Annotated in this window: 24 protein-coding genes and 5 pseudogenes; 19 read left to right on the top strand and 10 right to left on the bottom strand. The window is 57.1% G+C overall.

The genetic code is table 11. The features are described from left to right. Window positions 1–298 precede the first annotated feature (298 nt). Window positions 299–1,759 (top strand): orc1/cdc6 family replication initiation protein, encoded by a 1,461-nt coding sequence (locus tag QRT08_RS13980; RefSeq protein ID WP_286046584.1) that lies wholly within the window; start codon window positions 299–301, stop codon window positions 1,757–1,759. Window positions 1,760–2,209: 450 nt separating this feature from the next. On the opposite strand, the pseudogene QRT08_RS19035 reads toward QRT08_RS13980, so the two are convergent. Together QRT08_RS19035 and QRT08_RS13985 are read right to left on the bottom strand one after the other, a co-directional pair. Further along, window positions 2,210–2,314 (bottom strand): annotated as a pseudogene (locus QRT08_RS19035) (DNA polymerase domain-containing protein); the annotation flags it as partial. Between the two features lie 152 nt (window positions 2,315–2,466). After that, complete coding sequence (locus QRT08_RS13985) at window positions 2,467–3,411, bottom strand: VOC family protein (protein WP_286046585.1); 945 nt, start codon at window positions 3,409–3,411, stop codon at window positions 2,467–2,469. 314 nt (window positions 3,412–3,725) lie between these two features. On the opposite strand from QRT08_RS13985, the gene QRT08_RS13990 reads away from it, so the two are divergent. Then, on the top strand, window positions 3,726–4,685 hold the full coding sequence (locus QRT08_RS13990; protein ID WP_286046586.1) for a class I SAM-dependent methyltransferase: 960 nt from the start codon (window positions 3,726–3,728) through the stop codon (window positions 4,683–4,685). Between the two features lie 286 nt (window positions 4,686–4,971). Here QRT08_RS13990 and QRT08_RS18855 read toward each other — a convergent pair whose 3' ends face one another. Then, window positions 4,972–5,253 (bottom strand): hypothetical protein, encoded by a 282-nt coding sequence (locus QRT08_RS18855; RefSeq protein WP_286046788.1) that lies wholly within the window; start codon window positions 5,251–5,253, stop codon window positions 4,972–4,974. On the opposite strand from QRT08_RS18855, the gene QRT08_RS14000 reads away from it, so the two are divergent. Both QRT08_RS14000 and QRT08_RS19040 read left to right on the top strand, forming a co-directional pair. After that, window positions 5,164–6,210: a carboxypeptidase regulatory-like domain-containing protein gene (locus QRT08_RS14000; RefSeq protein ID WP_286046782.1), complete on the top strand. Its 1,047-nt coding sequence runs from the start codon at window positions 5,164–5,166 to the stop codon at window positions 6,208–6,210. The two genes, QRT08_RS18855 and QRT08_RS14000, sit on opposite strands and share 90 nt — an antisense overlap. A 158-nt stretch (window positions 6,211–6,368) precedes the next feature. Further along, a pseudogene (locus tag QRT08_RS19040) lies at window positions 6,369–6,634 on the top strand (hypothetical protein); the annotation flags it as partial. A gap of 101 nt (window positions 6,635–6,735) precedes the next feature. Here the strand turns inward: QRT08_RS19040 and QRT08_RS14005 are convergent. From QRT08_RS14005 to QRT08_RS14015, 3 genes and pseudogenes are all read right to left on the bottom strand, one after another. Continuing rightward, entirely contained in the window at window positions 6,736–7,275 is a 540-nt protein-coding gene (locus QRT08_RS14005; RefSeq protein WP_286046587.1) for a hypothetical protein, read from the bottom strand. A gap of 293 nt (window positions 7,276–7,568) precedes the next feature. Beyond that, window positions 7,569–7,688, bottom strand: a pseudogene (locus tag QRT08_RS14010) (PadR family transcriptional regulator); the annotation flags it as partial. 197 nt (window positions 7,689–7,885) lie between these two features. Further along, complete coding sequence (locus QRT08_RS14015; protein WP_286046588.1) at window positions 7,886–8,317, bottom strand: CBS domain-containing protein; 432 nt, start codon at window positions 8,315–8,317, stop codon at window positions 7,886–7,888. 235 nt (window positions 8,318–8,552) lie between these two features. Here QRT08_RS14015 and QRT08_RS14020 point away from each other — a divergent pair, with 235 nt between their 5' ends. Next, entirely contained in the window at window positions 8,553–8,939 is a 387-nt protein-coding gene (locus QRT08_RS14020) for a DUF7853 family protein (protein WP_286046589.1), read from the top strand. 124 nt (window positions 8,940–9,063) lie between these two features. Here the strand turns inward: QRT08_RS14020 and QRT08_RS14025 are convergent, their stop codons facing one another. Continuing rightward, window positions 9,064–9,210: a rubrerythrin-like domain-containing protein gene (locus QRT08_RS14025; protein WP_369684847.1), complete on the bottom strand. Its 147-nt coding sequence runs from the start codon at window positions 9,208–9,210 to the stop codon at window positions 9,064–9,066. A gap of 369 nt (window positions 9,211–9,579) precedes the next feature. Here QRT08_RS14025 and QRT08_RS18860 point away from each other — a divergent pair. Continuing rightward, a pseudogene (locus tag QRT08_RS18860) lies at window positions 9,580–9,738 on the top strand (DJ-1/PfpI family protein); the annotation flags it as partial. Window positions 9,739–10,019: 281 nt separating this feature from the next. Next, complete coding sequence (locus QRT08_RS14030; protein ID WP_286046590.1) at window positions 10,020–10,682, top strand: bacterio-opsin activator domain-containing protein; 663 nt, start codon at window positions 10,020–10,022, stop codon at window positions 10,680–10,682. A gap of 278 nt (window positions 10,683–10,960) precedes the next feature. On the opposite strand, the gene QRT08_RS14035 is transcribed toward QRT08_RS14030, so the two are convergent. Further along, a complete protein-coding gene (locus QRT08_RS14035; RefSeq protein WP_286046591.1) occupies window positions 10,961–12,265 on the bottom strand; it encodes a cation:proton antiporter in 1,305 nt (434 codons plus the stop codon). 323 nt (window positions 12,266–12,588) lie between these two features. Between QRT08_RS14035 and gvpH the strand changes: the two genes are divergently transcribed. From gvpH to gvpA, 6 genes are all read left to right on the top strand, one after another. Next, window positions 12,589–13,110 carry a gas vesicle protein GvpH gene (gene gvpH / locus QRT08_RS14040; RefSeq protein WP_286046592.1) on the top strand — a complete coding sequence of 174 codons (522 nt, stop codon included), beginning with the start codon at window positions 12,589–12,591 and terminating at the stop codon, window positions 13,108–13,110. Continuing rightward, on the top strand, window positions 13,103–13,861 hold the full coding sequence (locus QRT08_RS14045; RefSeq protein WP_286046593.1) for a hypothetical protein: 759 nt from the start codon (window positions 13,103–13,105) through the stop codon (window positions 13,859–13,861). Before gvpH ends, QRT08_RS14045 begins: the two co-directional genes overlap by 8 nt. A gap of 7 nt (window positions 13,862–13,868) precedes the next feature. Further along, on the top strand, window positions 13,869–14,330 hold the full coding sequence (gvpJ, locus tag QRT08_RS14050; RefSeq protein WP_286046594.1) for a gas vesicle protein GvpJ: 462 nt from the start codon (window positions 13,869–13,871) through the stop codon (window positions 14,328–14,330). After that, complete coding sequence (locus QRT08_RS14055; protein WP_286046595.1) at window positions 14,327–14,659, top strand: gas vesicle protein K; 333 nt, start codon at window positions 14,327–14,329, stop codon at window positions 14,657–14,659. The genes gvpJ and QRT08_RS14055 overlap by 4 nt, the downstream gene beginning before the upstream one ends. A gap of 112 nt (window positions 14,660–14,771) precedes the next feature. After that, window positions 14,772–15,044, top strand: coding sequence for a gas vesicle protein GvpM (gvpM, locus tag QRT08_RS14060; protein WP_286046596.1), 273 nt, complete (start codon window positions 14,772–14,774; stop codon window positions 15,042–15,044). 393 nt (window positions 15,045–15,437) lie between these two features. After that, window positions 15,438–15,698, top strand: a complete 261-nt coding sequence (gene gvpA, locus QRT08_RS14065) for a gas vesicle protein GvpA (protein WP_286046597.1) — start codon at window positions 15,438–15,440, stop codon at window positions 15,696–15,698. Window positions 15,699–15,970: 272 nt separating this feature from the next. Here the strand turns inward: gvpA and QRT08_RS18865 are convergent. Next, window positions 15,971–16,177: pseudogene (locus QRT08_RS18865) on the bottom strand (aldehyde ferredoxin oxidoreductase); the annotation flags it as partial. Between the two features lie 149 nt (window positions 16,178–16,326). After that, window positions 16,327–18,663 (bottom strand): cation:proton antiporter domain-containing protein, encoded by a 2,337-nt coding sequence (locus QRT08_RS14075; protein WP_286046599.1) that lies wholly within the window; start codon window positions 18,661–18,663, stop codon window positions 16,327–16,329. A gap of 668 nt (window positions 18,664–19,331) precedes the next feature. On the opposite strand from QRT08_RS14075, the gene QRT08_RS14080 reads away from it, so the two are divergent. The 6 genes from QRT08_RS14080 (at window position 19,332) to QRT08_RS14105 (ending at window position 26,262) form a co-directional block, all read left to right on the top strand. Beyond that, window positions 19,332–20,024, top strand: coding sequence for a haloacid dehalogenase type II (locus QRT08_RS14080; protein ID WP_286046600.1), 693 nt, complete (start codon window positions 19,332–19,334; stop codon window positions 20,022–20,024). Window positions 20,025–20,345: 321 nt separating this feature from the next. After that, window positions 20,346–20,597 (top strand): helix-turn-helix domain-containing protein, encoded by a 252-nt coding sequence (locus QRT08_RS14085; protein ID WP_286046601.1) that lies wholly within the window; start codon window positions 20,346–20,348, stop codon window positions 20,595–20,597. Further along, the gene (locus QRT08_RS14090) at window positions 20,594–21,094 is read left to right on the top strand and encodes an HTH domain-containing protein (protein WP_286046602.1); all 501 of its coding nucleotides are present in this window, start codon (window positions 20,594–20,596) and stop codon (window positions 21,092–21,094) included. Before QRT08_RS14085 ends, QRT08_RS14090 begins: the two co-directional genes overlap by 4 nt. Before the next feature lie 382 nt (window positions 21,095–21,476). Further along, window positions 21,477–22,847: a metallophosphoesterase gene (locus tag QRT08_RS14095; protein WP_286046603.1), complete on the top strand. Its 1,371-nt coding sequence runs from the start codon at window positions 21,477–21,479 to the stop codon at window positions 22,845–22,847. Window positions 22,848–23,090: 243 nt separating this feature from the next. After that, window positions 23,091–23,840 carry a helix-turn-helix domain-containing protein gene (locus QRT08_RS14100; RefSeq protein WP_286046604.1) on the top strand — a complete coding sequence of 250 codons (750 nt, stop codon included), beginning with the start codon at window positions 23,091–23,093 and terminating at the stop codon, window positions 23,838–23,840. Between the two features lie 67 nt (window positions 23,841–23,907). Continuing rightward, window positions 23,908–26,262 carry a heavy metal translocating P-type ATPase gene (locus tag QRT08_RS14105; protein ID WP_286046605.1) on the top strand — a complete coding sequence of 785 codons (2,355 nt, stop codon included), beginning with the start codon at window positions 23,908–23,910 and terminating at the stop codon, window positions 26,260–26,262. Window position 26,263: the final 1 nt, after the last annotated feature.

Consider the following 26,263-nt stretch of genomic DNA (forward strand, 5'->3'; position numbering starts at 1 on the left):
CGATGATGGGGGGTGTGTCTGAGCAAGGTTTACACTTCGATGATGGGGGGTGTGTCTGAGCAAGGTTTACACTTCGACGATGGGGGGCGTGGCCAAGTAGTGATTACACATCGATGACGGGGTGTCAGACGTTCGGCTTACACTTCGATGACGGGGGGTCTGGTAGCCGCTATACTTCGCTGCCGGTTCTAGGTCTAGGAAACTGAATCGCGAGAATACGAGCGATAACTCTCCCATATCGGCTGGATAAACATCGACGGAGGTGAATCTTTTTGATGCTCCGGCATGCAGCAAGCATATGACCGGTAGCGATCAGGAGGAAACGGATCAATCTACCCTTGATGAGAAAACACGTTCTAATGCGAACGAAGAACTGATCGAAGCTGCCCGTGAAGATGCCGCTGGGGACACGATTCCCGATCAGGATGAGGAAGCGACGGCGGATAGTAGCCAGCTGTCGATCCGAGACATGCTCGACGTCGAGGAGGAGACATCGGTGTTCGTAAATCGGGATCTCGTCGAGCCGGACACGATCATCGATGAGGAGCGAATCGTGGGCCGCGACGAGCAGCTCGAATCCGTCGTGTCGTTTCTGAAGCCGACGCTCCAAGGAAACCGCCCCCCGAATATGCTTCTGTACGGTCCCGCTGGAACGGGAAAATCGCTAATCATCGGTGCAGTCACGCAGCAAATCATCGAACTCTGCCAATCCAAGGGCGAACGATTCGGCGTGGTCGATATCAACTGCCAGCCGATCAACACCCTTGATCAGGCGGTGTACGAACTCGTCCAGACCGTCGCGAAGGATGTCGGCGCAGCGATCGGCGTTCCTGAGACGGGCGTTTCTACGAAGCGCAAGTACCGACGTCTGTACGAACTCATCAACGACCATTACGACTCGGTCATTTTCATCCTCGACGAGATCGACCTCCTGGTCGGCCGACGATCAAACGAGGAACCCGCCTATTCGAAACTGCTGTATCAGTTGTCGCGCGCGAGTAATACGAACGAGATCGAAGGACGAGTCTCGGTCGCAGCGCTGACGAACGACCCGAAGTTCATGGAGGACATCGACGGTCGTGCCGAGAGTTCGTTCAATCCTCGCGACGTCTACTTCCCCGACTACGATGCCAACCAATTGCGCGAAATCCTCGGTAATCGTCGTGACGCATTCCGCCAGGATACACTAGAAGACGACGTAATCCCGCTTGTCGCTGCATTTGCGGCGCAGAGTCACGGTGACGCCCGAAAAGCGATCGATCTGTTCCGTGGTGCCGGCGACCTAGCGGACGAACGCGGTGACGCGGTGGTTCGCGAGGACCACGTTCGTGAGTCCCAAGAAGAGATCGACAAAGACCGCTCGTTGAAACTCGTTGAGGGACTAACGACGCAGAAAAAGATCTCGCTATACTCCACGGCTGCTGTCGCCTGTTACTCGAATCGGTCGCGAAGTTCTGTCCCGAGCCCAGTAGGGTTCAAGGTGTACCAGTGGGTGACTGACGAACTTGATGCCGATCAGATGACGCGGGAGACGTATGTCAAGTATGTCAAGGAGCTCTCCACGTATGGTCTGGTATCAACGGCTCGGAAGAGTCGCGGTCGCGGTGGCGGGATGTACATGGAGTTCACGTTCACAGGTGATCCCGAAGCGATGATGAGCCGGATTGTCGACGACACGCGCCTGGAAGCGATTGCCGAACAGGGAGAACTCCTCCGAACAGTCGTCAATTCCCAACTGAAGCAGTTCCACGAAAAGTGATGGTGGCATCGATCCCGTGCGACGGTTATCGAGTGGACCCACCCCCCGTGTTCGATGTGTAAATAACGGAGAGAGTGGGAGGCCGGTTCGCCGATAAGGAGCCGGGATCCCACAGACAGGACGTGAGAGCCGAAGGATCGCCTGAAACAGCGAGTAAGAGAGTACGGTGAGAAATGGACCCCACGCTCGGTTAGTCGGAGCTGCTCTCCTCCTAACCCTCTCGCCCTTGTCTACTACGGTTCCGGTTCAATCCCTCCCTATATAAAACTTCGCTAGTCTAGAGTAGATCGTGATAGAGAACGTGATATCGCCGTTTCGGGCTTTCTCCGTCTTGTTTGCCACACTTTCACGGATATCCTGCTTTTCTTCTCCCAGCCCCCCTCTCCCTCGTTGGGTTTTACACATCGATGACGGGGGGAGGGAGTGGGGTCGCACCCTACTCGTACTGGTTCACTCGGTCACGGCTGCTGCGAACTTTATCAGATCCAGTTCTTTCGTCTCCGCGAGTTCCCGTCGAATATCTGTACGGTCCCACCCGAGCGGTGAAAGGACGCTTCTCCATCACTAAGCTTCAACCTCACAAAGGGTTAGGTCGTGATCTTCAAGTTGGTGGCCGGCTTCGTACAGCCGTCTGTCCACTGCGTCATCGGGAGGAGGATGCTCGTTGGCGGGCGGTCAACATCGGTGGTGGCTTTCCCCGTTCGTCCCTAGTTAGCGGCCCGTTGTAACCCTGTAATGTCGATTCTCTTCATCTCCAGCATTGCTTCCACCACTCGGTGTGCTTTCGCAGCGTCCTCGTCCTGCAACAGCTCGGATAAGACGGTGGGGACGATCTGCCAGGAGACACCGTATTTGTCCGTGAGCCAGCCGCATTCGCCTTTCGTCCCGCCGTCCGCGGTGAGGTTCTCCCAGTAATAATCGACTTCCTGCTGTGTCTCGCAGTGGACGATGAACGAGATCGCCTCGTTGAAGGCGAACTCGTGGGCCTGTGCGCTGTCCGCCGCCGCGAACCACTGGCTTTCGAGCTGGAAATCGGCGTACATGATCGTTCCTTCCTCGTCCGGGTCGTGATCCGGGCCGTATCGCGCGATCTGTCCCACGGATGTGTCGGTGAATATGGTGGTGTAGAAGTCCATCGCCTCTTCCGCGTTCCCACAGTTATCGCCGACGAACAGCATCGACGGCGTGAATTTGGGTCGCCACTCGCCTTCAGGATCGGTCAAGATCAACTGCCATGACACCCCGTACCTGTCCTGTACCCAGCCGTATCGGTCGCTGAACGGGTACGCATCCAGTGGCATCAGTACCTCGCCGCCGTCCGATAGCCGTTCCCAGAGTGTGTCGACCTCGGTTTCCGTCGAGCAGTTGACGATGAAGGATATGGCCGGATTGAAGGTGAACCCTGGGCCGCCGTTGAGCGCGACGAATTGCTGGCCGTCGAGTTCGAAGTCAACGGTCAGGACACTGCCCTCCGGCCGTCCAGCGGCTTCTGCTGCCGCCGCATCGTATCGGCTGATCGGACCGATTTTTGTGTTATCGAAGGTTGCGACGTAGAATTCTGTTGCCTCCTCGGCCGTGTCGTCGAACCACAGGTTCGGGGTGATTTTCCGCTCGGATTCGGTCAGGCTTTTGGTTTCATTATCTGCGGTCATACCATCTCTCCCTCCGTTCGGCGAGCCGCCTCCGCAGCATAGGTAGGCTAGACAACATCATATACTCGCGCCAAGTGCGATGAAAGTGAACAGCACTGTCCTCTTTTCCCGGTTTCTGGAGGTCACTCGCTGTTGTGTGGCCGGACGTTCCCCATCGCTCTCAGGTGGGTGTTATACTAGATGGATTAGCGGACGACTCCGGAGTTCTCATCTCACGGATTGGCTACTTGTTGCAATCGGCGTGGAAGATACCGGGTGTGTATCCAGTATAGGGACGCTCGAAAACCGCGAATTAGTTCGGTCGACGACGATGGATGCCATCGCACGCCAATCGGCACTTTCCCCTATCTATCGAGAATATCGCTCTGAACCCAGATCTCTCTCCTCGAGTGTGTTCGTTGTTAACAAGGGTCGATTTTATCTCCTCAGTGGGCGTAGTTACGTCGATGAACACTCAACAACAGCAAACACGGGAAGCCTGGGATGCAATCGCGGCGGGTTATGACGAGTTCGTCACCCCCACACATAGGCCCGTTTCGAAGACGGCCCTGGACACCGCGGGTCTTCAACGGGGGATGCGTTTTTTGGACGTAGCGGCGGGTACCGGCGCCCTCAGCCTTCCCGCGGCGCGGATCGGCGCAGAAGTGGTCGCGACGGATATCTCCCCTGCTATGGTTGAGCACCTCGAAGCACGTGCGAAAGCGATGGGATTCCCCAACGTAGAGGCACGGGTCATGGACGGCCATGCTCTCGAACTGGAGGACGACACCTTCGATGTCTCCGGCTCGCAGTATGGAGTCATGCTCTTTCCGGACCTTCCACGGGCGCTGGGGGAGATGGTACGCGTCACTACGCCCGGGGGCCGCGTCTTCATCGTCGTGTTTGGCGATCCGGAGGAGGTGGAGTTCCTCGGCTTCTTTATGCGTGCCATGCGCACTGTCATCCCCGACTTCGAAGGACTCCCGTTGGATCCCACGCCGCTCCCATTTCAGGTGTCGGACCCCCGGAAGCTACGCCAGCGTCTCCGAGAGGCGGGCCTGAAGGAGGTGCATGTAGAAACGGTCGCCGAAGAGCTGGAGTTCGACTCTGGGCATCACCTATGGGACTGGCTGATGAACAGCAACCCCATTGCTGGGGCGCTGGTGGCCGACACCACCGAGGAGCAGCGGATCGCTGCCCGGAAGGTGTTGGATGAGATGCTCCGCGCGCGAGCGGGGGAGACCGGCCCCGCCGTCCTCACCCAACCGGTACACATCGGTATCGGAACGAAGTGATGAACAACCCCTCTCTGTTCAGCACGCAGCCCGTTCATTGTCATAGAGATGTGCATACCTCGGGGATTGCGTATACATCGACGTCGAACCCCCGATAGTTGCGTCTGAATAGAGGTGCCTGGATAGTCCGGAGGGCGGGGACGACGGCTTTTCATTCGACACCCGTATGATAGTAGTCTCCGAGAGTCTGCCCTTCAGCGCGTCAATGGTCCCTCCGTATCGGCTGTTGTCTGTAATGAATTGATCATCGTTTTACTTCGCACATTTATTGGTATTCTAACTCATATTATACTGATTTAAGACCCTGGGATATCTGGTGTGCTATGTTATGTCTAACAGACCACCAGCAACCACGAACCGACGCACCGTTCTCGAAGCAGGCAGCGCCCTCGCCCTCACCGGCCTCGTCACTCCGGTAGCGGCGGTCGCCCAAACGGATCTTCCCATCGAGATCGAACAGAACGCCGAAGACGAGTACATCGTACTTTGGAACCTCGGCGACGACGAGGTTGATCTCACCGGCTACGGCCTCAACTTCGACAACGAGGAGAGTAGCCAGCGCGACCAAGTGCGCCAACTCTCCGGCAACGTCGCGCTCGCTCCCGGTGACGACGTCACCGTCGCCACGAGTGACGAAACCACGGTCGATACCGACGTCACACTTGCCGACCCCTACGACGGGTCCGTGCTGAACAACGACGGCACCGACGTCGTCGCCCTCGTCGATCCCGACGGGAACACGGTCGTTTCGACCGACGGCTCCGGTGGATCCGACTCCGGCGATGGTGAAGACGAGCCGGAGCGGACGCTGACCGTCACCGTCGTCGACGAGACCGACGAGCCCCTTGAAGGTGCGAACGTGAGCGTTGTCACGTCTGACGGCGGTGAAGAGGTCGCGAGCGGCGAAACCGATAGCGACGGTACGGTCACGTTCGACGTTGAGAGCGGCGAGTATGACGTCGTCGTCAACCACGACGATGTCACCGGCCCAGCGGCCACTCGGACGACTGTCGACGACGCCGATGCCGAAGTAAGCATGACGCTCGACACGACCGACGGCAGGGCGACCGGGATCGTCCGCGTGGTCGATCGGAACGGCGATCCCGTCGAGGGCGAGCCCGTGACGCTCTGGCCGCCCGGTACCGTTGAGGAAGAGGCGACGGAGACGCGCGAGACGAACGCCGACGGCGAGGTTGTGATCGAACTCAGCGGGCTCGAACCGACCGATGTCACCGGCTTCGACGTCGAAGTGCGCGACCAGGAACAGAGACTCGGGATCATGAGCGACGCGTATCAAGGTGTCCAAGAGGTCGTCTTCGAAGTCGATACGTCTGAGAACGATGGCGACGACTCAACTGATGATGACAATAGCGACGACGGTGACGACACTGACGACTCGGAGAAGGAGACTGAGAAGACCGACGGCTCTGACAATGACGATGAATGCAAGAGGAAGACCGATGCGGACGGGGATGGCGTCCCCGCGACGGACGACGCTGACGATGACTGCGCAAAAGTGAGCTAAGCGGTTCGTTCACTTTTCGCCCACCACTCTCCATTCCGAGGCTCCAGTCGGCGTATGCCGATTCGACCGGTCAGTCGCTCTCGATGTCCATCTATCGCCGTCGTAGGTGTCCGTAGACCTGATCGGTGATCGGTCGTCTGAATCGACGAATGGCGTACTGCGGTTACGAGGTCAACGCAGACTGCACCGCGGTCGCCGGATTACATCCGGCGGGCAGCAAAGTCGCGTAGCGACTCTGCGATGGCGAAGAACATCGGGCTACGCTCGGAAGCGGCACCACAGACTCCGTTCCTCGCCCACGTCGGGGGGCGGAGACGTCTTGGAAAGCGAAGCGTTCCAATGGTCAGAAAATCGAAGATCTCCTTCGACACCAGTAGACGTGCGTGTGAATGGTGGGACGTTCACGAGAGCAGAGCTCTCGTGAGCCAACCAGAACGCTCCGCGTTCTGGTGACGTTGAACGGCAAGAGCCACCGGCCTATTGCTGATAACTGATCACCCGGGCGTCCACATCAAAGCCCGACCCTCAAGGACCGAGGCGCGTATGCACCGAGGGAGTAGGGTCGGGTAGTTTACACCAGAGGAACCCACAGGTGGCACCGAGAAGCAGCCCGAATATCATGTGTGCGACGCCGATTGAGATGATAACGAGTACGCCACCGATAACCCCTGGAATGGGGAGCAGTGATTCCGGGAAGGTTTGAACTCTGAGCAGTTGCATCGCGACCGGTATCACGATCCCGGTCATGACGAGACCGACGGCCGCTGCATAGACGAGCCCGGCTGCCGTATACTCAGAAACGGAGGTGAGCTGTTCCCGCACGAGTGGACGCGAAACTATCAGAGCGAAGATGACCCCGATTACGATGCTGTTGGCTAGATGGGCGGCCCACCCGCCGATCACTGTTGGCCAACCGTACAGGGCACCAATGAGCGGCATCATGTTCGCTCCTGTATGAAGGATCACGCCCATCCCGAGACCACCGACGAATCCTCCCGCAATGCCCGCTCGCACTGCGTTTACTACCGATTCCCCTCTCTCAACGGTGACTGTATCCGTGCTCACACCCATAGTGTGTTATTAGCTAACAAGAACCATTAACTGATCGACGACTCGTGAGGGCGACTGCAAACGGTACGAGGTATCATCGTTGGGTGACGGCGAGTCTGTAACTCGAACGGTCACTGTTTTACGGAAGTGCAAGGAGAAAGCCTCGCCCTGAAGGGCGGAGAGGACGTCAACGTGGACGTAGAGTCGAGCGCTGATTAGCCGTCGTGTGACCAGTGGATGTCGCCGGCAGGCTGCACTGACTGTCTCGCGGAAGTACTGCTGTTCCACTCTCGACGAGCGTCGAGTTTTCACCGTCCACGTGTCATGAACGTGTACACGTCCGTTCGACGGTCCAGATGTGCTTTCTCGACTAATCCCTCGTTGACGAGCGTATCGAGGTTTGCGTACAGCCGTCCGTGATGAATTTCCGTAGTACCCCTCGAGGCAGTTATCCATCCTTTTACGCATGACCTCGTATGCTCATTTGACCCGCGAGCCAGTCGCGACGGAATAGAATGGTGGTTCGGAGAGGGGGATTCACAGAGATCACCGACGAGGAACTCAACACGCCGTTCTGCGAACAAGCACATATGACTTCATTCTCGAGCCGATTCTTCTCGTAGCGTTACGTTATCGTGTGAATCGATCGATGACTGTGAAGCTTCTTCACGAAGGTTGGGAGATAGTACACAAGGTCACCCGCAGTGAGTACCCCAACAACGGAGCCGTCCCCATCCATCACAGGTAACTTTTTGATGGAGTGTTCCCGCATTCGCTCGGCAGCGGTTTGAATCGTCTCGGTGGTAGTCACTACGATGAGCGGTGTGCTCATCATCTCTTCTACCGTACTCTCGGTCGGCGTTTTGCCTTCGGCGACCATCATGTTGATGTTGGATTTCGTGATGATCCCCACTGGCGTCTTCTCGTCATCTGCAACGACGATAAGCGATCCGACGTCGTGATTGTAGAGTTCCTGTGCGGCTTCGAACACCATCCGATCGGATCGAATCGTTCGAACAGGCTGGTAGCGTATCGAGCCAACGGAAAGTTCGATCATGATCTCGTACCTGAGTTTCTCATCTCTCTCCTAGTATGTCATCAGATGGCATAGCTGTTTGCTCTGTTCAGAATCATCATTCATCACTGAGACACCCTGTGCCGTACGCTCTCTGGACCATAGTATACGGCTTCGGTTCTCAACGGGGACTGGTCATTATTGCTGTGTTTTGGTACTACCTGCCGTATTAGCATTCGTATATGACGTGTATTGTTAACGTGAAACAAGCGCTATAGTGGCTGAGGCCGTCCCTACAGATACGATGCCGCCCTCATCACCCAATGTCAAAAAATCCCTCTCCCTGTCACCATCCGAACAGTGGACACTCCATCACGTGTTACTCCGTCGTATCGATCAGGAGTCGGTTAATCCATCAGAGGAACCACCACCGATTGAGGTCTTTCGTGCATTCGCTGCGCTTGATGCCGGCGACCTCTCGTTTACCGACGCCGAACTCGAAGCAATTCAGTCCGTCCTTACGGACTACCATCACGATACTGACCGGTGGAGCGTCGACCGTCCTCGTGTTGAACTCCTGCTTCAGCACGTCTCGGAAGCACGCAATACCGATCGCAAACTTCACCTAAATTTCGAGGCGGAGGACCCTTCCTCGACGAAGTGAGCGAAGCGAACGGAGTAGGGAGGAGCCGACAACACCGCAACGAACCACGTTCTCAGGCGGGCCTGCTCCCGAACGTTTGAGTAATTAGAAACGATCCCCAGTCATCGAATCTCCGATGGATGACTCATTCTCGAGGGTTGCTGATATTGAGCATCTCACCTTCACAGTCCGGACATTCCATTGGATGGTGGTTGGCCTCCATTCTGTGTCCACAGTCCATACATTCGAATATATTCGGAGACACTTCTTTAGATAGTTGTTTCTTTCCCATGAGTACTATATGATCTCCCACCGTTATCAACCTATCCTCTATAAACTTCCAAAAATATCATAGAACGCTACAACTCGAGATCGAGTCCTGCAAATACGCGCCCTATCCTCCTCGGGAGCAATCACTATCGACTGGTTGTAATACGGCCTCTAGCCTGTCCCTCGATGGAATATCACCCCGTCTCCACGTCTTGGCCTTCCGAGCGCCCATTCGATTTCGGCGAGCGTCTCACCCTGTGGAACATCTGCCTTCTGCCAACGGGCTTGGTTGCACAAGGCACTGAAAGACCATCTTTTGGCAGCGCGATCCACGTTGATACTCATGCCACGGTATTCCACCGTCTGTTCGTACGTGTACCGCGGCTCGAAGGAGACCGTTGAGGGTCGAACCCTGCCCTCCTGCCCCAGCCTGCAGACTGATATCCGGAATACGGGCGGCGAGTGAGTCGACGCGGGGGCCGTCGCCGACGAAGGGCTGGTAACAAGCCGTGATCCCGACGACCTGCCTGCCTTCTGTGATATACTAATAATTCGGTATGGAGCAGTATATGCCTTGCTCACTCTATTTCAGCTCGCTACATCGAATCTCCTTGCTAGACGTTGGTTCGAGCCGCCACCAAGAGTCATCCAGATTACGGGTACTGCGACCGGTATAGTGACGCCTACCACAGTCGATGCGGTTACATCCGTGGCTTGATCGGCCGTAGCGCCAATGAAGGACGACTATGTACCACCAACGATCTACCGAACGCCCCACGCAGGTGGCTGTGGTGTCATCAAGACTATGTCTGTCGCCCTCCGTGTATCCGTATGGTCGCGATCATCGAATTTGAGCTTTCCGCCGAGAATTTCGCGCTTGAAGAAACATTGAGGGCACTCCCGGGGGTACACATCGAGATCGAGCGGGTCGTTGCCGACGACCCGACTCGGATTACGCCGTATGTATGGGTCCAGACCGATGACTTTGACGCGCTCGAAGCCGCATTTGAGAAGGATCCTACTGTCGAGTCAATGACCCTGTTATCCGAAACTGATGAAGAGCGTTCGTATCAGATGGTATGGACCGGTTCAGTTGACCTCATTATCAGATTACTTACGGACCATGAGGGAACGATCATTACTGCGACGGGATCAGATGAGAAGTGGCATCTCCGTGCAGTGTTTCCAGATCGAAAGTCCCTCTCCCAAGCGCACGATTCTGCAAAGAATGTCGGCCTGCAGTTCGATGTTCAGTCGATTTATGGAACAGACGATACCCGACACGTTAAGTACGGGCTCACGGAAAAGCAGCGCGATACCATCGTTGCAGCCTTTGAGGCAGGCTATTTCGAAGTCCCACGGGACGTTTCCTTGTCGGAATTTGCTGCGCAGCAAAATCTGTCACACCAAGCGATCTCAGAACAGCTGCGACGTGCGACGAGCCATCTCGTCGAGTCAACGCTTATCTCGGATAGAAACACGAATGGAGGGTAAGCTACCACGGCCTAACGGCCGTGGCGTTCACCATGGGCTCCCTCAAGATAGTTAGGCACGTGCCTATGAAATGCATCGCTGCCACTACGAAAGACGGGATAGCTGCCGCAATGTTACGCTTCGAGACGATCGTAATCAAAACCCTCACCGAGTTGTGAAAACCCCTCAAGCGCATTCTATTCTTCGCGCATGTATTACATACATATCTATGTAATTGTCCTGGATATCGGTGTCTCTCGATACCCACCTCGATAACCGTCCGATCTGTTTGGTCTTAGTCATCCCTCCTCCTGCTGTCGCTTATCGAGAGCAGCCATTACTGGACTTGCGGTTATTCCGTGAACTATAATCGACGCCAGCACAACGAAGCCCACAAACGCCCACAGTTCCTCAGCAGCAATAACCAGTTCCGCTTCATGGAATGATGATTCTGCTAATGCATGAGACAGATAATAAAACGATCCGACTCCTCGTATACCGAAAAACGCGATTACCGCCCGTTCTGGCCAAGAAGCAGCTGTTCCAAGGTAGCTAATGATTCCAGTCGCTGGTCTAATGACAAATATACAGAGTACCCCGATTGCCCCTTCTAACCAGGTCAGGGGAGAGAGTAGGCCTCCGGCGATAGCCCCTCCGAATAAGAGAAGAACCGTTGCCATTAGTAGTCGCTCAACGAGGACGGCGAAATCATGGAGTTCTACGTAGTAGTCATGCTCCCATTCGGAATGTCGAAGCGTCAATGCAGCTATGAATACGGCGATGAAGCCATACCCATGCAACTGTTCGGTTATACCGTAGGCGAGTAATGTCGTGGCCAGCGCTTCAACACCCGCCATTACGTCCCGCTCATTAACCATCATGTCTGCGATACTTCCTGATGTCGGGAGTCGAAACAGGAAGCGAGCCATCAGCTGCCCAATCAGGTAGCCGAGCACTATTCCAACACCGATTTTGTAGAAAACATCAACGAGAAGCCAGTCTACGATCCAGACCTCTGGCCTTACGAACGCCGCTCCGGCGATGACGATTGCTAGGTTTGTGAGGGGAAAAGCCAATCCGTCATTGAATCCGGCTTCTGAGGTGAGCGCAAATCGAACGGTTCCCCACTCATACCGTGGATCCTGTTCCTCTTCGAATTCGGTCAGCGGAGCTCCTGCTTCGATTCCAGAGGCAAGAACCGGATCGGTCGGCGCGATCACAGCTCCGAGCAGGATGGCAGTGGCTGGCAAGAGACCGAGGACCCCCCATGCCAGGACCGCTACCGATCCCGCCGTGAGTGGTAATGCAACAACTACTAATCGCCACGTTGCAGTCCACGTCTGCAGCGAGAACGGTCGATCAAGCTTCAATCCTGCTCCCATAAGCGAGATGATGATGACGAGTTCAGTGAGACGTTCGGTGAGTGATGAATTCGCGATCGGATCAAGTGCTGGAGCGCCGGGGATGAGTGAAAAGAGGAGACTGCCGAGCACCACATATATCATTGGGAACGATAAGGGCCGGTGTTCGAGTAGTCGTGGCAAAACGACCGTACCCAGCAGAGCGATAGAGATGATTATCAGGCCGATCTCGTAAGTGCCCATCCTGGAGTGGTTGGTGTCCGAGGTACGAAAGGAGTAGGTACGGCACTCAATCACTCCCGTATCGATTACGTCTTCGTCGTAAGTTTTCGTCCTTGAGTCGAAACCTACATAGACTACCTGCGACAGTAACCCGCATGGTTGTCTCGGTGGATATCCTAATCCATCATTGACGCTAAACGCGTACGCTCTTCGGAGTTAAACGCATTCAGCAAGCGGAAGGCTCCTGTGACCGCCGTTTGTTGTGATTCTCGTAGAGCAGAAGGCCGCACTCAAAGCAGTAGAACAGGCACACGACTAGCACAATACCAATATTCGGATACACAATGACAACCGACGACAACAACCAAGAAACCTCGTCGCTGCTCGACATTCTTCGACACGTCGTCGAGACACTCCACGATGCAGAACGCAGCGACGAGGGCGAAACAGCCGGTCACGGGACGGTCTCCGGGCGGTCTTTCCGAACCGACTACGAGTTTACCGTGAGTACAGGCCTCGACCCCGACCCTGACAGTCACTGGGGCCACCTCGGTATCGAGGAGCTGTCCGACGAATCCACGGCGACGAGTATCGATACGGATGAGGGCTATCTCGTCGACGTCCGCGAGGAGGGAGACGCCATCATCGTGCTGGCCGACCTGTCACAGATGACGGCCGAGAGCGTTACTACCGAGATCGATCGCGAGCGAGACGAGCTCGTAATCGAACTCGGAGAGAAGACCATCGAGCGGATCCCACTCGACGATGCAGCCATCACTGTGACTGACTCGACGTTCAACAATGGCGTCCTCGAGGTCCGCCTTCAAACCGGCGAATCTGCCGTAGAAGGAGGATCCAATGAGTAAAACCGAGACGACGGAACAGTCGATTCTCGTCCGATTAGAGGAACGGATTCCCGGATTCACAGCCGCGCTCGAACAGTTGAAGACACAGATCGTCGAGAACAGCGACGATAAAGCCCTCATCGAGACTGTCGAAGAGATCTGGGACATCATAGAGGAAGTAGAAGACGTCCTCGAGACGGTCGATTTCGAGGAACTTCCAGACGCGATCGATGCGGAGAACGTTCCAGAGGCGGTCTCGACGGGCGACGCACGCGACGCGATCGATCTCTCGGAGCTGAACGACGCGGTGGAACTCAGGGAGCTGTGGGAGGCCGTCGACCTCCCGGAGCTACGCAAACAGAAACAAGAGCTCGACACGGAGGTAGCGGACGTCACCGGCGACGGGAACGAAGAAGACGACGGCCTTCTCAACATGGATGGGATGTTCGCCACGGGCGGTGCCAACACGGAGTTCGACATCGATGACCGCCAAGAGAAGATGCAGGAACTCATCGAGACGGCCGTCGAGACGTTCCGAACGTCGCTGTTGGAGACCCATGACAAGGTCCGGGTGCTCTACGAGATTAACCAAGAGAAACTCGGCGGTCAGGCTTCGTTGAATCCGACGGCGATTTCAACGATGCCGAAGGGGCCGATCCCTGACTCGGCGTCGACGCGCGTCTCGACAGTGCCATCGCAGGTCAAATACTCGCGGGCGAAGAACCCCCGGCGGATCTACGGCCGGCGGTTCGAGCATGCGAACACAAAGTGAACAAACCATGAGTAGCGCGAAACCCACACGACAGCAAAGCGATCTCGCAGATGTCCTCGAGCTAGTGCTCGATAAGGGAATTGTCATCAACGCTGATATCGCAGTGACAATTGGCGATACGGAGCTCTTGGGAATCGAGATCCGGGCAGCAATCGCTTCCTTCGAGACCGCTGCACAGTACGGTCTCGCGTTCCCCAGTGGGACCGATATGCGCCGAGTCGAACAGGCCTCAGGGCGCGAACCGCTCGAAATCGAGAATGAGCAGGGCGAGCGTGAAACGATCGACCTCGGGATCAGTGCGAGCGAGGGCGGCTCGAATGCGGAGGACGACGAGACCGCCGGCCAGAGGTCGCCCAGCAAACGGCCCGATCCTGAAGTCCCGACCATCACCAGTCGTAGTGGCAGGAGCGATGAATCGAGGGACGGAGGTGATGACGACGAGGACAACGGCGACGAGAACGGATCATGAGACGGATCGATCTCGTCGGTGAGGCCACTGGGGAAAGTGAGACGGACGCGGCGTCCGGACTGCTCGCACTCGTGATGACCGTCGTCGAGCTGCTCGTCGAAGCGATGGAGAAAGAGGCGATTCGCCGCATGGGCTCAGGCGTGTTGAATCCGGAGGAGATCGAACGCCTCGGAACCCGGCTTCTGGCGATCGAAGACGAGATTGAGGTAATCAAGGAACGAGAGGGGATCGACAACGACGTCGACGAGTTGCGAACAGAACTCAACGGCCTGCTCAGCGAAGGAATCGAGCAAGTGTACAATGACCATCACGAGGGGATAGAACGATGATCGATAACCGACCGTTCTCGCCCGAGTTCACCGCTCGGGAACGCTTTGACGCTAGGCTCACCGGTCCGTGGCCGCCGTACTCGCACACCTCAAATATCGGAGATGATGACTGATGGAGCCGACACGCCCTGAGGGCCACGCCGTTGTCGATCTACTGGACGTGCTGCTCACCGAAGGCGCGATAGTACAGGCAGACGTCGTCGTCACTATTGCGGACATTCCACTAATCGGGATCAACCTCCGGGCGGCGATCGCGGGGATGACGACGATGGTCGAGTACGGGATGTTCACTGAATGGGACGAGGAAGTTAGAAATCAGAAGCGGTATCGCCACTCGGAGTTCGGTCGCCGGCCGCGTCCGAAGGTACCGGCTGAGGACGAATGATACGCCCCTTTCGTGCGTCCCGATGTTCTCCAGTAGGATTTTGACAGCCACTAACCGGCGCATTTCCCCTATGAGGGGGAAAGAGGAGTTACCCAGCAGACCGGTCAGATCGAACCGTGAACTACTGATAGGGATTATCGTAACCAATCGGAAACCCCTGTGGCCCATCGACCGACCCAGTCCCTTGATTCCGAGTGGGGAAATCCATGAACTTCTACGATAATCCCCATGAATAGCGGGAAATATAGCTAGTTCGAGGCGACATAGAGGAGACGTATTTTCAGGTGTATATGTGTTCTATTCGGCGGGCTACGATGCGCTTGCCCAGGCCGGACTTGCCAGCGCATGGCAAATGGTAACGAGGCTGGGTGCCTTCCATAACAGCGAGTACCAATGAGTCAATCAAGACCAAACACGTCCAGCCTCGCGGAAGTCCTCGATCGAATCCTCGATAAGGGCGTCGTGATCGATCTCTGGGTTCGCGTGTCGCTCGTGGGGATCGAAATCCTCACGATTGAGGCACGAGTGGTCATTGCGTCGGTGGACACGTTCCTCCACTACGCAAAGGAGATCTCCAAGATCGAACAGGCAGAGGAATCCGGCGACTGGGAGGAACTCGAGGAGATCGAAATCAAACCTCAAGCATCGTCGTAAATGTGAGGGACATCTCCTCCCTCGTTCGCCATTTTCACGATCCCGACTGGCTCGTTTTCGATGACCCACCCCGAAACCTAAATCGGACGAGGAGAAGACCGCCTGCGTCAGTACCGATGGGAGAGCTCTCGACAACGTACCCCACGGCATTTATTCCAATTATCTGATTCATAGGAGACGCTAGTCAATCGAAATCTCTTCCTCACATCGAGACCCCCGGAAAGGAGTCACGTCTGCCAACGGCCATCGGCCCGATTCTACAGAAATCGTTACTAGGCATACCGCTCAGTCGTCGGCGGGGCCGGCGAGTCACCGGACGAGACGCCCGTGCCGGGCCCGACGTCGATCCCGAGGTCGTCGAGCTTCTCGTCGGGGACGACACCGTCGACCCCACCGCGGTGCTCGTAGTACTCCGCCTTCATCTCGTCGAGTTCGCAGTACTCGCCCTCGCTCGCGCCCTGACCGGAGGTACCGTCCTCCTCGAGGAATTATTGTAAGATAGCTATGAAGGACAGCAAACTATTGATCAATCATGTGTTTTCCATTCCTCGACGAATTAAACGGAATTGAAAACGCGCGTGAAAATCAACGTCGGAATATGCGATACTGCAGCTAGAATAGAGGTAGATCAGATCGAATTGACGATCACGATCGGACAGTTTACGTTCTGGAGAAGATATTCAACACGCGGACCGTAGAATGCTCGTTGACTAATCGAACGTGTCTCTGTTCCAACGATAACCAGATCCGCATCGTTCTTTTCAGCGAGATCGATAATCCCCATCTCAGGTCGGGGACTTACTGCTACAGTCGTGAGCACTTTGGCGCCCATCTCGCGGCCAATAGTCGCCTCCCGATCGACGATTTCCTCACCTATACCGATCATCTTCGAAAGATCAGGTTGACCGGCGAAACGATCGTCAGGTTGCGGTTCATCGACGATGTGGACGATCTCGACGATAGCGTTTTCCTGTGTAGCAATCGCAAAGGCAATCTCGGCAGCACGGCGATTATACTCGGTCCCTACCGTCGGTAGCAGGATGCGGCGTAATTGCTCGCCCGTTTGCTCAAGGGCATACTCGCCCGAATAAGGCGTACTGACAACCAGTGTTGGGCATGATGTCTCTTGAAGGATTTGGTCGACGTTCTTACTGAAGAGTGGTTCGTTGGGATCGCTCCTACGCCTGGCCTCCCCGAGAACGAGTAAATCGTAGTTGATAGCTTCGTTAATGATCGTGTCGGCCACGGTTCCACGACACTCGCGAATGAGAGATCGAGGTGATTGGTTCTGTTCACCCAACTGCTGTTTGATACGTCCAAAGACGTCTTCGGAATCGTCGTCATCAGCAACTTGCTCAAGAGACTCTCCCACCTCCCTGAGCGCTATTTTGCCGTCCGTCCGCTTACCATCCGATCCATCGGCTTCCCGAATTGGTACCGTATGTAGCTTGGTTCGCCCTCTGTTTCTGAACAACCGATTGAGCGAGTTGGAAAACCTACGTATCCTATCGTCGTTTTCGTCGCCTTCGGTTGTAACGTACATCGTCGTCAGTTCGATATCGCGGTCGCGAATCACGGGTCCGAGCAAGCGCGCTGCATACTGAGTGGTGACTCCACCGCGAGTTGGCAGTAGAATTCGCGTAATACCGGCGACGAAGCTTTCCCGGAGCCGTTCTTCTCGTTTTAGCCGTTCGTGTTCCTCCTCGGTCATCTCAATTTTCGGGAGTGACCAGCGCATGATCGGCGGTGCCATGAGCGAGGTAGCGATAGCGACCATGACGATGATACTGTACATATCGGTCGTCAGAATGCCGAGTCCAAGCCCGATTGTCGCGACGATGATCTCCATCGCGCCACGGGCATTCATTCCACCACCAATCGTGATCCCTTCCCATTTCGAGAGGCCAGCCGTTCGAGCGACACTCATCGTACCCGCGAACTTACCGAAGCAGGCGACACTGAGGACGACGAGGCCGACCAAGAACACCGTCGGATCAAACAACGCAGCAACGTTCATTCGGAGCCCAGCGATAGCAAAGAAGATCGGCGCGAAGATTCCGAGAGTCATCAGTTCGAATGTGTGCTTGAGGTGGTAATCAAAACGGTTGACCTGACTGACTAAGACCCCGACAACGAATGCTCCCAAAATTGCCTCGAGACCCATGTACTGAGTGATTGCGCCCGCCGTGAGTGCGAGAATCATGAGCGTCGACAGCATCGCCATCTCGCCCGTAACGACGTTGTCGACCCAGTGGAAGATTTTCCGAACCACGTGTGGGCCGACGGTAAACGTGATTCCGAGAAAGACCACTACCGAAAGGAGGGTAGTCAGGGCTGAACCCACATCCACCACACCGCTTCGGGCCAATCCAGCGACAGTCGCAAGGAGGATCCAACCGATCGTATCATCGACCATCCCTGCTGCGAGAATAAGCTGTCCGATGTCCCGCCGAACGATATCGAGTTCGATGAGTACCTTCGCAATGACGGGAATAGCTGAGATACTCATCGCCGTCGCAATAAACAGGCTAAACACGAGTCGTTGATCGGTCGCACCAACAAAGTTGCCTGGAAGGAACCATCCCAGCGTGAACCCAGTTATGAACGGCACGAGAATGCCGCCCAATGAGAGAATGACGGCCGTCCGGCCCTTACTGATGACGAGATCGATGTCCGTCTCGAGCCCTGTTACGATCAGCAGCATGATCAGCCCAATCCAGGAGATGATCTCAAGCAGGTGGAACTCGCTCTCGGGAATCGCAAACAAGGGATCGTAGATGCCTGGAGCGACCAATCCCAGTATAGATGGCCCGAGGATGACGCCAGCAAGCAATTCTCCCACGACCGTGGGTTGTCCCATCGAGTTCAACAATTCGCCAAGAACGCGTGCGACAAACAGCAACACCGTAAGTTGGACGATGACGATGAAGAGTTCATGATGGCCGATTGGCTCGAGAACTAGCATTATGACCATCCCACGGTTTCGATGGAGACCAATCCCCGTTGCTCAATCGATTGGCGTCCCGTTGATTTGCCACGTATAGCCCCTACTCTTCCGGTTAAGGGGGGATCTATGCTCCACATAGTTCAACCGAAGGTAAGTGTTAGTGAGCTAAGGAGCGAGAGTATAAAAACGCTCTACCCCGTGATCAGGCGGCGAATAACCCGGTACCGGATCAATGGACAGAATCGATTAACAGAATCAGGCACTTTGATAATCGTTCTCTCTACCCGTGACTGTAGATCTCGCATCCGACGTTGCTTCTTTTGGATCCTTACTTTCATCGAATCTTTTCGAGATAAATCGTAGTGGGTTTTGAGAGCTTAAACACCTTGAATGGGCAACAATTACCGCTAACCTCGTCGGGGTCGTTCTCTAAACTGCCGGGAAAGGGCATCTAATGGGAGGCTCACAACCCTTTCCAGGTGACTCATAGAATCATGGTTGTTTCTTTTGCATCCATATGGCGCGTTCCGTCGTTCTAACTGGCGGTTCCAGAGTCATGCAGGCAGTCCCGTCAACCCGTACCTTGGAGCCACATACGTCTGGGGAATCTGAACGCGGCGTACGTGTCGCTGTAGTCTATGAACCGTTCAGGTACGCTTATAGAGGGATATAGTCTCTCATCTAGAATGGAAAAGCCCGACGTGGTCACGGTCGATTCGTACACGACGCTCGTTGACGTCAGTTCACAAGCCGCCGTTCTAGAGGATCATATCGCGGAGATAGACGACGGAGAGCGCGTCTCACAAGCATGGCGGAACCAGTATATTCAGTACTCGATGATCGCTAACGAGATCGATGAGTATCGCCCATTCTGGGAGTTAATCGGCTACGGGCTACAATATGCTCTCGAAGCGAACGACTATGAGGTTCCCGGAGACGTACGCGACCGTATTCGTAATGAGGTCTACCAGGATCGGATTACCGTCTTTGATGACGTGGCCGATGGCATCGGACGGGTCGTCGACGCAGGCTACGAAGTATACGTGCTCTCGAATGGCGATCCGGCAATGCTTGAGCACCTGATCGAGGCTGCTGAACTCGAGGACCTCGTTTCCGGTACGATCAGCGCCGACGAGATCGGGATCTATAAACCCGATCCAGCGATCTATCAGCATGCCGCTACACGTGTTGGAACACCCATTCGAGACATTCTGCATATTTCCGGTGGCAGTATGCGTGATGTCTGGGGTGCAAAGCATGCCGGCATGAAAGCTGGTTGGCTCACACGGCCCGAACAGAAAACCCCCCGTGAGTACCTTGGGCCGGACCCTGACATCGTCATCGAGAACTTCGATGATCTTGCGAACCGTCTCGAATGACGTCATGGTCCAGCCAGATCACGGGCGGTGTTCGCTCATTCCGGGCGCTATCGATACCCGAGATCCACCAGCTGCTTGGTGAACGGCAGAATCGTAGTAATAGTTTCGCCGGCATCCGTGTGTGAGCAGATTGGTACGCCACCTGTTATAGACGTCCGAGGATGCGTGGCAGACGAGGACATAACGATTCCCTGGATTCTATCGACTCCGTCTCGACGCCGCTCAGCGCTCACGATCGTACTGGTGTACACTTCACTCCCCATGTAAAGACGATCGTGTACAAAGCCGAATGATTACTGAGTTGGCACGTGAAGCAGCTGTATGACCAATACTCACCAGCACCAGCTAGAATGCAATGCACTTTCGACGATCACCTCATCCGGTGCCAAACTCGTCTACCTCTATCTGTGGCTCGAGAACGAAGCAACGATCGACGAGCTTCACGCCGCACTCGGACTGAAGAAGCTCACACTTTACTCGCTGCTCCAGACACTCACTGCAACTGATCTCGTGGAGCGTGACGGACCCGTGTACGTCTGCCAGGAGCAGACAGCAGCGGGGGGGAATGCATGAGTACAGACTCAGTCCGTGCGGTCGTTCGAGTGCGGACGCTGGGCCCAGCGGGACTCAACCCTCCGCAGATCGAGGTCATTAATCGCCTCCAGATGCTGGCAGACGAGGGTCCAGTCGATGAACTCGATGTCGATGTATGGGGACCGTCGATGGGAACCACGCAAGATCGGCGGAATCCGACGGAGACACGCGAACGAGTAGCCGAATTCGAACACTGGGCAACCGAACAGGGGTATACGCTCCGGCCGGCCTTCCAGTGGCAGTCCAGCGAATCAGCAGGCGATACCGGGAGCCAGAAACAAGAGATCGTCACGCCGTTGATTACCCTCGCCATCTACACCGAGAACGAGGGAGCCCTGCAGGTAGTCTATCCCCACGTGGATGGTGAGGATGTCTGTACGATCCACGATGGTGTCGAAGCACTCGAATCGATGGCAGATAACACCGATCGGTCGGGAGACGAACAGCGTAAGCAAGAGGGAGTCCCGGCTGAGTGATTCGTGACGTAGAGACGAGCACAGTGGTGGAGTGATGAGTGGGTGCCAGCCGCCGTTGGCCCCCGTTCGATGTGATCTCGATCTGCTTTCCGTTCGACTGTCTCGATTCAAGCGCAGCGATTCCATCGTCGATCGTGCGAACGTCGTCGCTGGTCGTGTTGGGACGGTGCCTTTGAGAGCAATTATCAATGGTTATTTTGAGGATATCCTGCTGCGGGCTCCGGCGGCTACACCGTGAGTGCCCGCGCATCACTGTGAGTCGGAACGCTATTCTCGGTACGCTGTTGGATTGATACCGACCGGTGCGGATCACGAGATGGAGCGCGAAAACGGGGAAACCACTATCGTGTCGCTGCTGGTAGTACATCGAACGACGATCCGAATGGTCACCGAGTACGTCTTCATCAGCGACCTCCACATGGGCGGTGACGAGCAACTCACCACGCTCGACTTCGAGAACGAACTCATCTCCTTTCTCGAGGACCTGAGGCAGCGCGGCGGCAACGTCGAGTTGATCATCAATGGCGACACCTTTGGCCTCTGGGAGTACGCCGAGGTGACTGGTACCGACAAGCTCGAGCGGGTGATAGAGGACCACCCTCGCGTCTTCGAACAGTTCCGCGCGACCGGCGAGGAGATCGATATCACGCTCATTCCGGGTAACCACGACTACGACCTCGCGTGTTACCCGTCCTACGTGGATCGGCTCGCGGAGTACAACCTGACCCTCGAGCCCAAAATCGCCATCACCCGCGAGGTCGCCGACGGAACGGTCTGGATCGAGCACGGCCAGCAGTACGACGCAAACAATCGCATGCCTGACTGGGGCAATCCGGACGCGCTGCCGGTTGGCTACTTCGTCGTCCAGCGGATCGTCGCCGCCGCAGGGCGCTACTCCGAGCACGCCAGAGGCGACTGGCTCCGCGACATCCAGTCGGTCGCGCCGATGGAAGAGATCCCGCGCTGGTTGCTCTCGAACTACTTCTATCGGGAGATGAGCCCGCTCTTGCGGGCGATCGTCGTTCCACTGTTGCTCTTTTTCAACATCACGATCTTCTACCTGTTCGGTACCGTCCTCGAGGTGATCGGACTCCTCCCGCCGCACTTTTTCACTAACAACCCCGTGATTCGGAACCTCGGAGTTGCCGATTACGTCCTCGAACTCATCATCGCCGTCAACATCGTCATCATCGGCGTGTTGCTCATGCTCGCAATCCCGTTCTGGCTCTTCAGACGGGACCTGAGGCGAACCCTCGAACGCTTCGGCGTCATGCTGTCCGGGGTTCGGGTCGGCCAGGGCGATCGACCGTTTCTGAACGCGGCCAGGGACGTCTTCGAATCGCACCCCGACGTGACCGTCTTCGTCTACGGGCACACTCACCGCGCATCGCTCACGAGGTGGGGCGACCGCGTCGTCGTCAACACGGGAACCTGGCTGAAGAAGGTCCAGCACGTCGAAACGTGGTTCTCTCGGCTACCCGGGGTCTACTACCCCTCGTTCCGGCTGAACTACTTCCGGATCGTTCCGGAGGGCGATCGGATCGTCGTCGAGTACGAGGAGATCGAGACGAACCAACCGCGGGACCTCACCTGGATTCAGCGACTGGTCGCGCGTAAACCGCCCGCGCCGACACCGATTCCGGAACGCACGGTCGTCGATCCTGCAGGAACGCTCGAGATCCCGGGCGCGAAATCCGGCTCCGATCCAGAATCGACGACCGGCGCCGAGCCAGAGCGCGAATCGGTCACCTGACGGAGGTGATCGAGGAGTCTGGCATGGAGGTCGCCTGCGTTCGGGCTGGGAACTACGGAGACGATGGACGGTTCCTCTTGAATCACCAGCAAGTGCTCCCGTTCCGACCCGAGGAGAACATGGCCCATCGGCGGGAGAAACACAAGCGTCAACAGCAGCGTGATCGGCGGCGGACTGCTATTTGAGCAAGAAGAGTACCGTCAGTAGCCATGTGTTATGTTCAGGTAGCCCCTACAGAATCGTATGCGTGAACTCGTCTTCGCCCTCGAATACGAACCCGGCTGCAACAGGGTAGCCGATACGCTCGCCGATCATCCCGATGCCCGGATCCGCTCGCTCTCGCTGCACGTTACCGCCGAGCGCCTTTGGCGGGTCGACCATGCTACCGGCGAGGCGGCTGCCCTCGTCGACATCGAGGACGCCTTTTTCACCAGCGACTACTACGCGGACTGCCTCGCCACCGAAGACTGCGGGGCCACGCAGACCACGGAGATTCTTGATCACACCGACGACACGCTCGTTCTCTACTCATATTGGGAGCGCACCCCTACTTGTGCGTCCGTTCCCCACATCGCTCGCGACCATCTCGGTGATGGCGTGCTGTTCGAGACGCGCCATGAGGGCCGCCACTATACGTGGCGGCTTATCCACTCGAGCGAGGGAAACGTGGCCGCATTCTTCAACGACCTCGAGGCGGCCGTCGGCGACTGCGCCCGGATGGAAATGCTCCGGACGACGGACTCTACCGCACCGATGGGTGACACGGACGGCAAAGCAAGCGGCCTGTCCCCCAAGCAGGAGTCCGCACTCCGGGCCGCCGTTGAACACGGCTATTATGAGTCGCCGCGTGGGGTCGACGTCGGCGAGTTGGCCACACATCTCGGCGTCCCACGGTCGACGCTCACCTATCGGCTGCGGCGGGCTGAAGAGCAGTTGGCGAAGCGCCACGTGGCGGGCGAGCAGGCTATAGAGGGGCTGTCGACGCTGCTCTAACGAGACGGCGATCTTTGGAATATTCCAACGAAGGCTTATCGAACCGACCCCCGTCCCTTGAGGTGAGATGGATGAACCGGATGCGGCGGGCCAGGAGAACGAGGGCCGCCAGCGACGAGAGTTGACCGCCCGCCTCGCCGTCCCCGAGATGGACTGTCCCTCCTGTGCACAGAAGGTCGACAAGGGTCTCCAACGTATCGACGGCCTCGTGGACGCTACGCTCCAGGCGACCACTGGCACGGCCATCATCACGTACGACCCCGATCGTGCCAGCGAGGCCGACCTGGTCAACGCAATTGAAGCCGCTGGCTACGAAGTCGTCGGAGGATCGGACTCGGAGTCCGAAGGAGACGAACTGAATGGTGGCGTCGATATCGCACCACCGTCTGAGGTCTGGACGAGCCTCCGCGCGAAGAAGACCTGGCTTGGCGCAGCGTTCGTCATCCTCGGACTCGTCCTCGAATTCCTCCTCACTGCCCAGAACGTCGCGGTGGCGAGCGTCCTCGAGTACTCGCTCCAGGTCGCCGATGTGCTGTTCCTCGGCGCGGTCGCCGCCAGCGGTATCCCCGTCGTCCGTAGCGGTTATTACTCGGCGAAGAATCGAAGCCTCGACATCGATCTGCTGATGGGAACGGCCATCATCGCCGCGACTGCCATCGGCTACTTCGTCGAGGCGGCGACGCTGGCCGTCCTGTTCAGCATCGCCGAGATGCTAGAAGACTACGCAATGGACAGGGCACGTGACTCCCTTCGCGAACTGATGGAGTTGTCGCCGGATGAAGCGACCGTCCGACGGGACGGCGAGGAAGTGACGGTGCCGACGGACGACGTCGTCGTAGGCGAGACGGTTGTCGTCCGACCTGGCGAGAAGATCCCGCTCGATGGGACAGTCATCGAGGGCGAGAGCGCGATCGACCAGTCGCCGATCACCGGTGAGAGCGTCCCCGTCGATAAAGCCGCTGGCGACGAGGTGTACGCCGGCGCCATCAACGAGGAGGGCTATCTCGAGGTCGAGGTGACATCGACGGCGGGCGACTCCACGCTCTCACGTATCATCGAGATGGTGCAAGGGGCGCAAGCGAAACAGACCGAGACTGAGCAGTTCGTCGACCGGTTTTCAGGTTACTACACCCCCGTCGTGGTCGTGCTGGCGATCCTAACCGCCGTCATCCCGCCACTCGCAATCGCGGACCCTCTCTCGGTGGAGGTGGCCGGATACGGGTTCACCTTCGTCGACGATTGGCAAACGTGGTTTATCCGTGGGCTCACGCTGCTGGTGATTGCCTGTCCCTGTGCATTCGTCATTTCGACACCCGTCTCCGTCGTCTCAGGCATTACGAGTGCCGCGAAAAACGGTGTCCTCATCAAGGGCGGCAACCATCTCGAGGCGATGGGTGAGGTCGACGTCATCGCGCTTGATAAGACGGGGACGCTCACCAAGGGCGAACTCGTCGTCACCGACGTCATTCCGCTCTGCGATGACGAGGCGACACTGCTCCGCCACGTTGCCGGGCTGGAACGCCGCAGTGAGCATCCGATCGCCAGAGCAATTCTCGCCCGTGCCCAAGAGGCTGGCGTGAGCGACCTCCCCGACCCGACAGGCTTCGAAAGCCTGACTGGCAAGGGTATTCGCGGGGAGATCGACGGCGAGACGTACTACGCGGGCAAGCCCGCGCTGTTCGAAGAGCTGGGTTTCGATTTCTCGCGGACCCACCACGAGACCGACGGTGGCGTCCCGGCCGCGGGCGCGGTCGAGGCCAACACCGGGACGTTCGCAGCGGGCGCTCTCGCCACGTTGGAACAGGAGGGCAAGACGGTCATTCTCGTCGGGACGGAGTCGGAGCTGCTAGGCGCCATTGCCATCGCCGACGAGGTACGTCCCGCGTCGAAGCGGGCGGTTGCACGACTGCACGAACTGGGCGTCGAGCGTGTCGTGATGCTGACCGGCGACAACGAGGGGACGGCGCGGGCGATTGCCGAACAGGTCGGCGTCGACGAGTACCGCGCCGAACTCTTGCCGGACGAGAAGGTCACCGCTATCGAGGAGCTCCAGACCGAATGCGGTGTCGTGGCGATGGTCGGTGATGGCATCAACGATGCTCCCGCGCTGGCGACCGCCGAGGTCGGCGTCGCGATGGGGGCGGCCGGTACTGACACCGCACTGGAGACCGCTGACATCGCGCTGATGGGCGACGATGTCGGGAAGCTCCCGTACTTGTACGACCTGTCGCACACGGCAAACGGTGTCATCAGGCAGAACATCTGGGTGAGCCTTAGCGTGAAGTTACTGCTCGCGATTGGCGTGCCGCTCGGGCTCGTGAGCGTCGCTCTCGCTGTCGTGGTCGGCGACATGGGGATGAGCCTCGGCGTCACGGGCAACGCGATGCGACTCTCGCGGTTGAAACCCGATCGGATCTCCTAGT

This window comes from Halalkalicoccus sp. NIPERK01, assembly GCF_030287405.1.
Taxonomy (GTDB): Archaea; Halobacteriota; Halobacteria; order Halobacteriales; family Halalkalicoccaceae; genus Halalkalicoccus.

Bases quoted from the DNA above. Each gene is read 5' to 3' on its own strand.
- QRT08_RS14015 (WP_286046588.1), bottom strand. From the start codon at position 8,317: ATGATCGAACTTTCCGTTGGCTCGATACGCTACCAGCCTGTTCGAACG.
- QRT08_RS13990 (WP_286046586.1), top strand. From the start codon at position 3,726: ATGCCATCGCACGCCAATCGGCACTTTCCCCTATCTATCGAGAATATC.
- QRT08_RS14090 (WP_286046602.1), top strand. From the start codon at position 20,594: ATGAGTACAGACTCAGTCCGTGCGGTCGTTCGAGTGCGGACGCTGGGC.
- QRT08_RS14080 (WP_286046600.1), top strand. From the start codon at position 19,332: ATGGAAAAGCCCGACGTGGTCACGGTCGATTCGTACACGACGCTCGTT.
- gvpJ (WP_286046594.1), top strand. From the start codon at position 13,869: ATGAGTAGCGCGAAACCCACACGACAGCAAAGCGATCTCGCAGATGTC.
- gvpM (WP_286046596.1), top strand. From the start codon at position 14,772: ATGGAGCCGACACGCCCTGAGGGCCACGCCGTTGTCGATCTACTGGAC.
- QRT08_RS14030 (WP_286046590.1), top strand. From the start codon at position 10,020: ATGGTCGCGATCATCGAATTTGAGCTTTCCGCCGAGAATTTCGCGCTT.
- QRT08_RS14025 (WP_369684847.1), bottom strand. From the start codon at position 9,210: ATGGGAAAGAAACAACTATCTAAAGAAGTGTCTCCGAATATATTCGAA.
- QRT08_RS13980 (WP_286046584.1), top strand. From the start codon at position 299: ATGACCGGTAGCGATCAGGAGGAAACGGATCAATCTACCCTTGATGAG.
- QRT08_RS14085 (WP_286046601.1), top strand. From the start codon at position 20,346: ATGACCAATACTCACCAGCACCAGCTAGAATGCAATGCACTTTCGACG.
- QRT08_RS14055 (WP_286046595.1), top strand. From the start codon at position 14,327: ATGAGACGGATCGATCTCGTCGGTGAGGCCACTGGGGAAAGTGAGACG.
- QRT08_RS14075 (WP_286046599.1), bottom strand. From the start codon at position 18,663: ATGCTAGTTCTCGAGCCAATCGGCCATCATGAACTCTTCATCGTCATC.
- QRT08_RS14095 (WP_286046603.1), top strand. From the start codon at position 21,477: ATGGTCACCGAGTACGTCTTCATCAGCGACCTCCACATGGGCGGTGAC.
- QRT08_RS14100 (WP_286046604.1), top strand. From the start codon at position 23,091: ATGCGTGAACTCGTCTTCGCCCTCGAATACGAACCCGGCTGCAACAGG.
- QRT08_RS13985 (WP_286046585.1), bottom strand. From the start codon at position 3,411: ATGACCGCAGATAATGAAACCAAAAGCCTGACCGAATCCGAGCGGAAA.
- gvpH (WP_286046592.1), top strand. From the start codon at position 12,589: ATGACAACCGACGACAACAACCAAGAAACCTCGTCGCTGCTCGACATT.
- QRT08_RS14045 (WP_286046593.1), top strand. From the start codon at position 13,103: ATGAGTAAAACCGAGACGACGGAACAGTCGATTCTCGTCCGATTAGAG.
- QRT08_RS14035 (WP_286046591.1), bottom strand. From the start codon at position 12,265: ATGGGCACTTACGAGATCGGCCTGATAATCATCTCTATCGCTCTGCTG.
- gvpA (WP_286046597.1), top strand. From the start codon at position 15,438: ATGAGTCAATCAAGACCAAACACGTCCAGCCTCGCGGAAGTCCTCGAT.
- QRT08_RS14105 (WP_286046605.1), top strand. From the start codon at position 23,908: ATGGATGAACCGGATGCGGCGGGCCAGGAGAACGAGGGCCGCCAGCGA.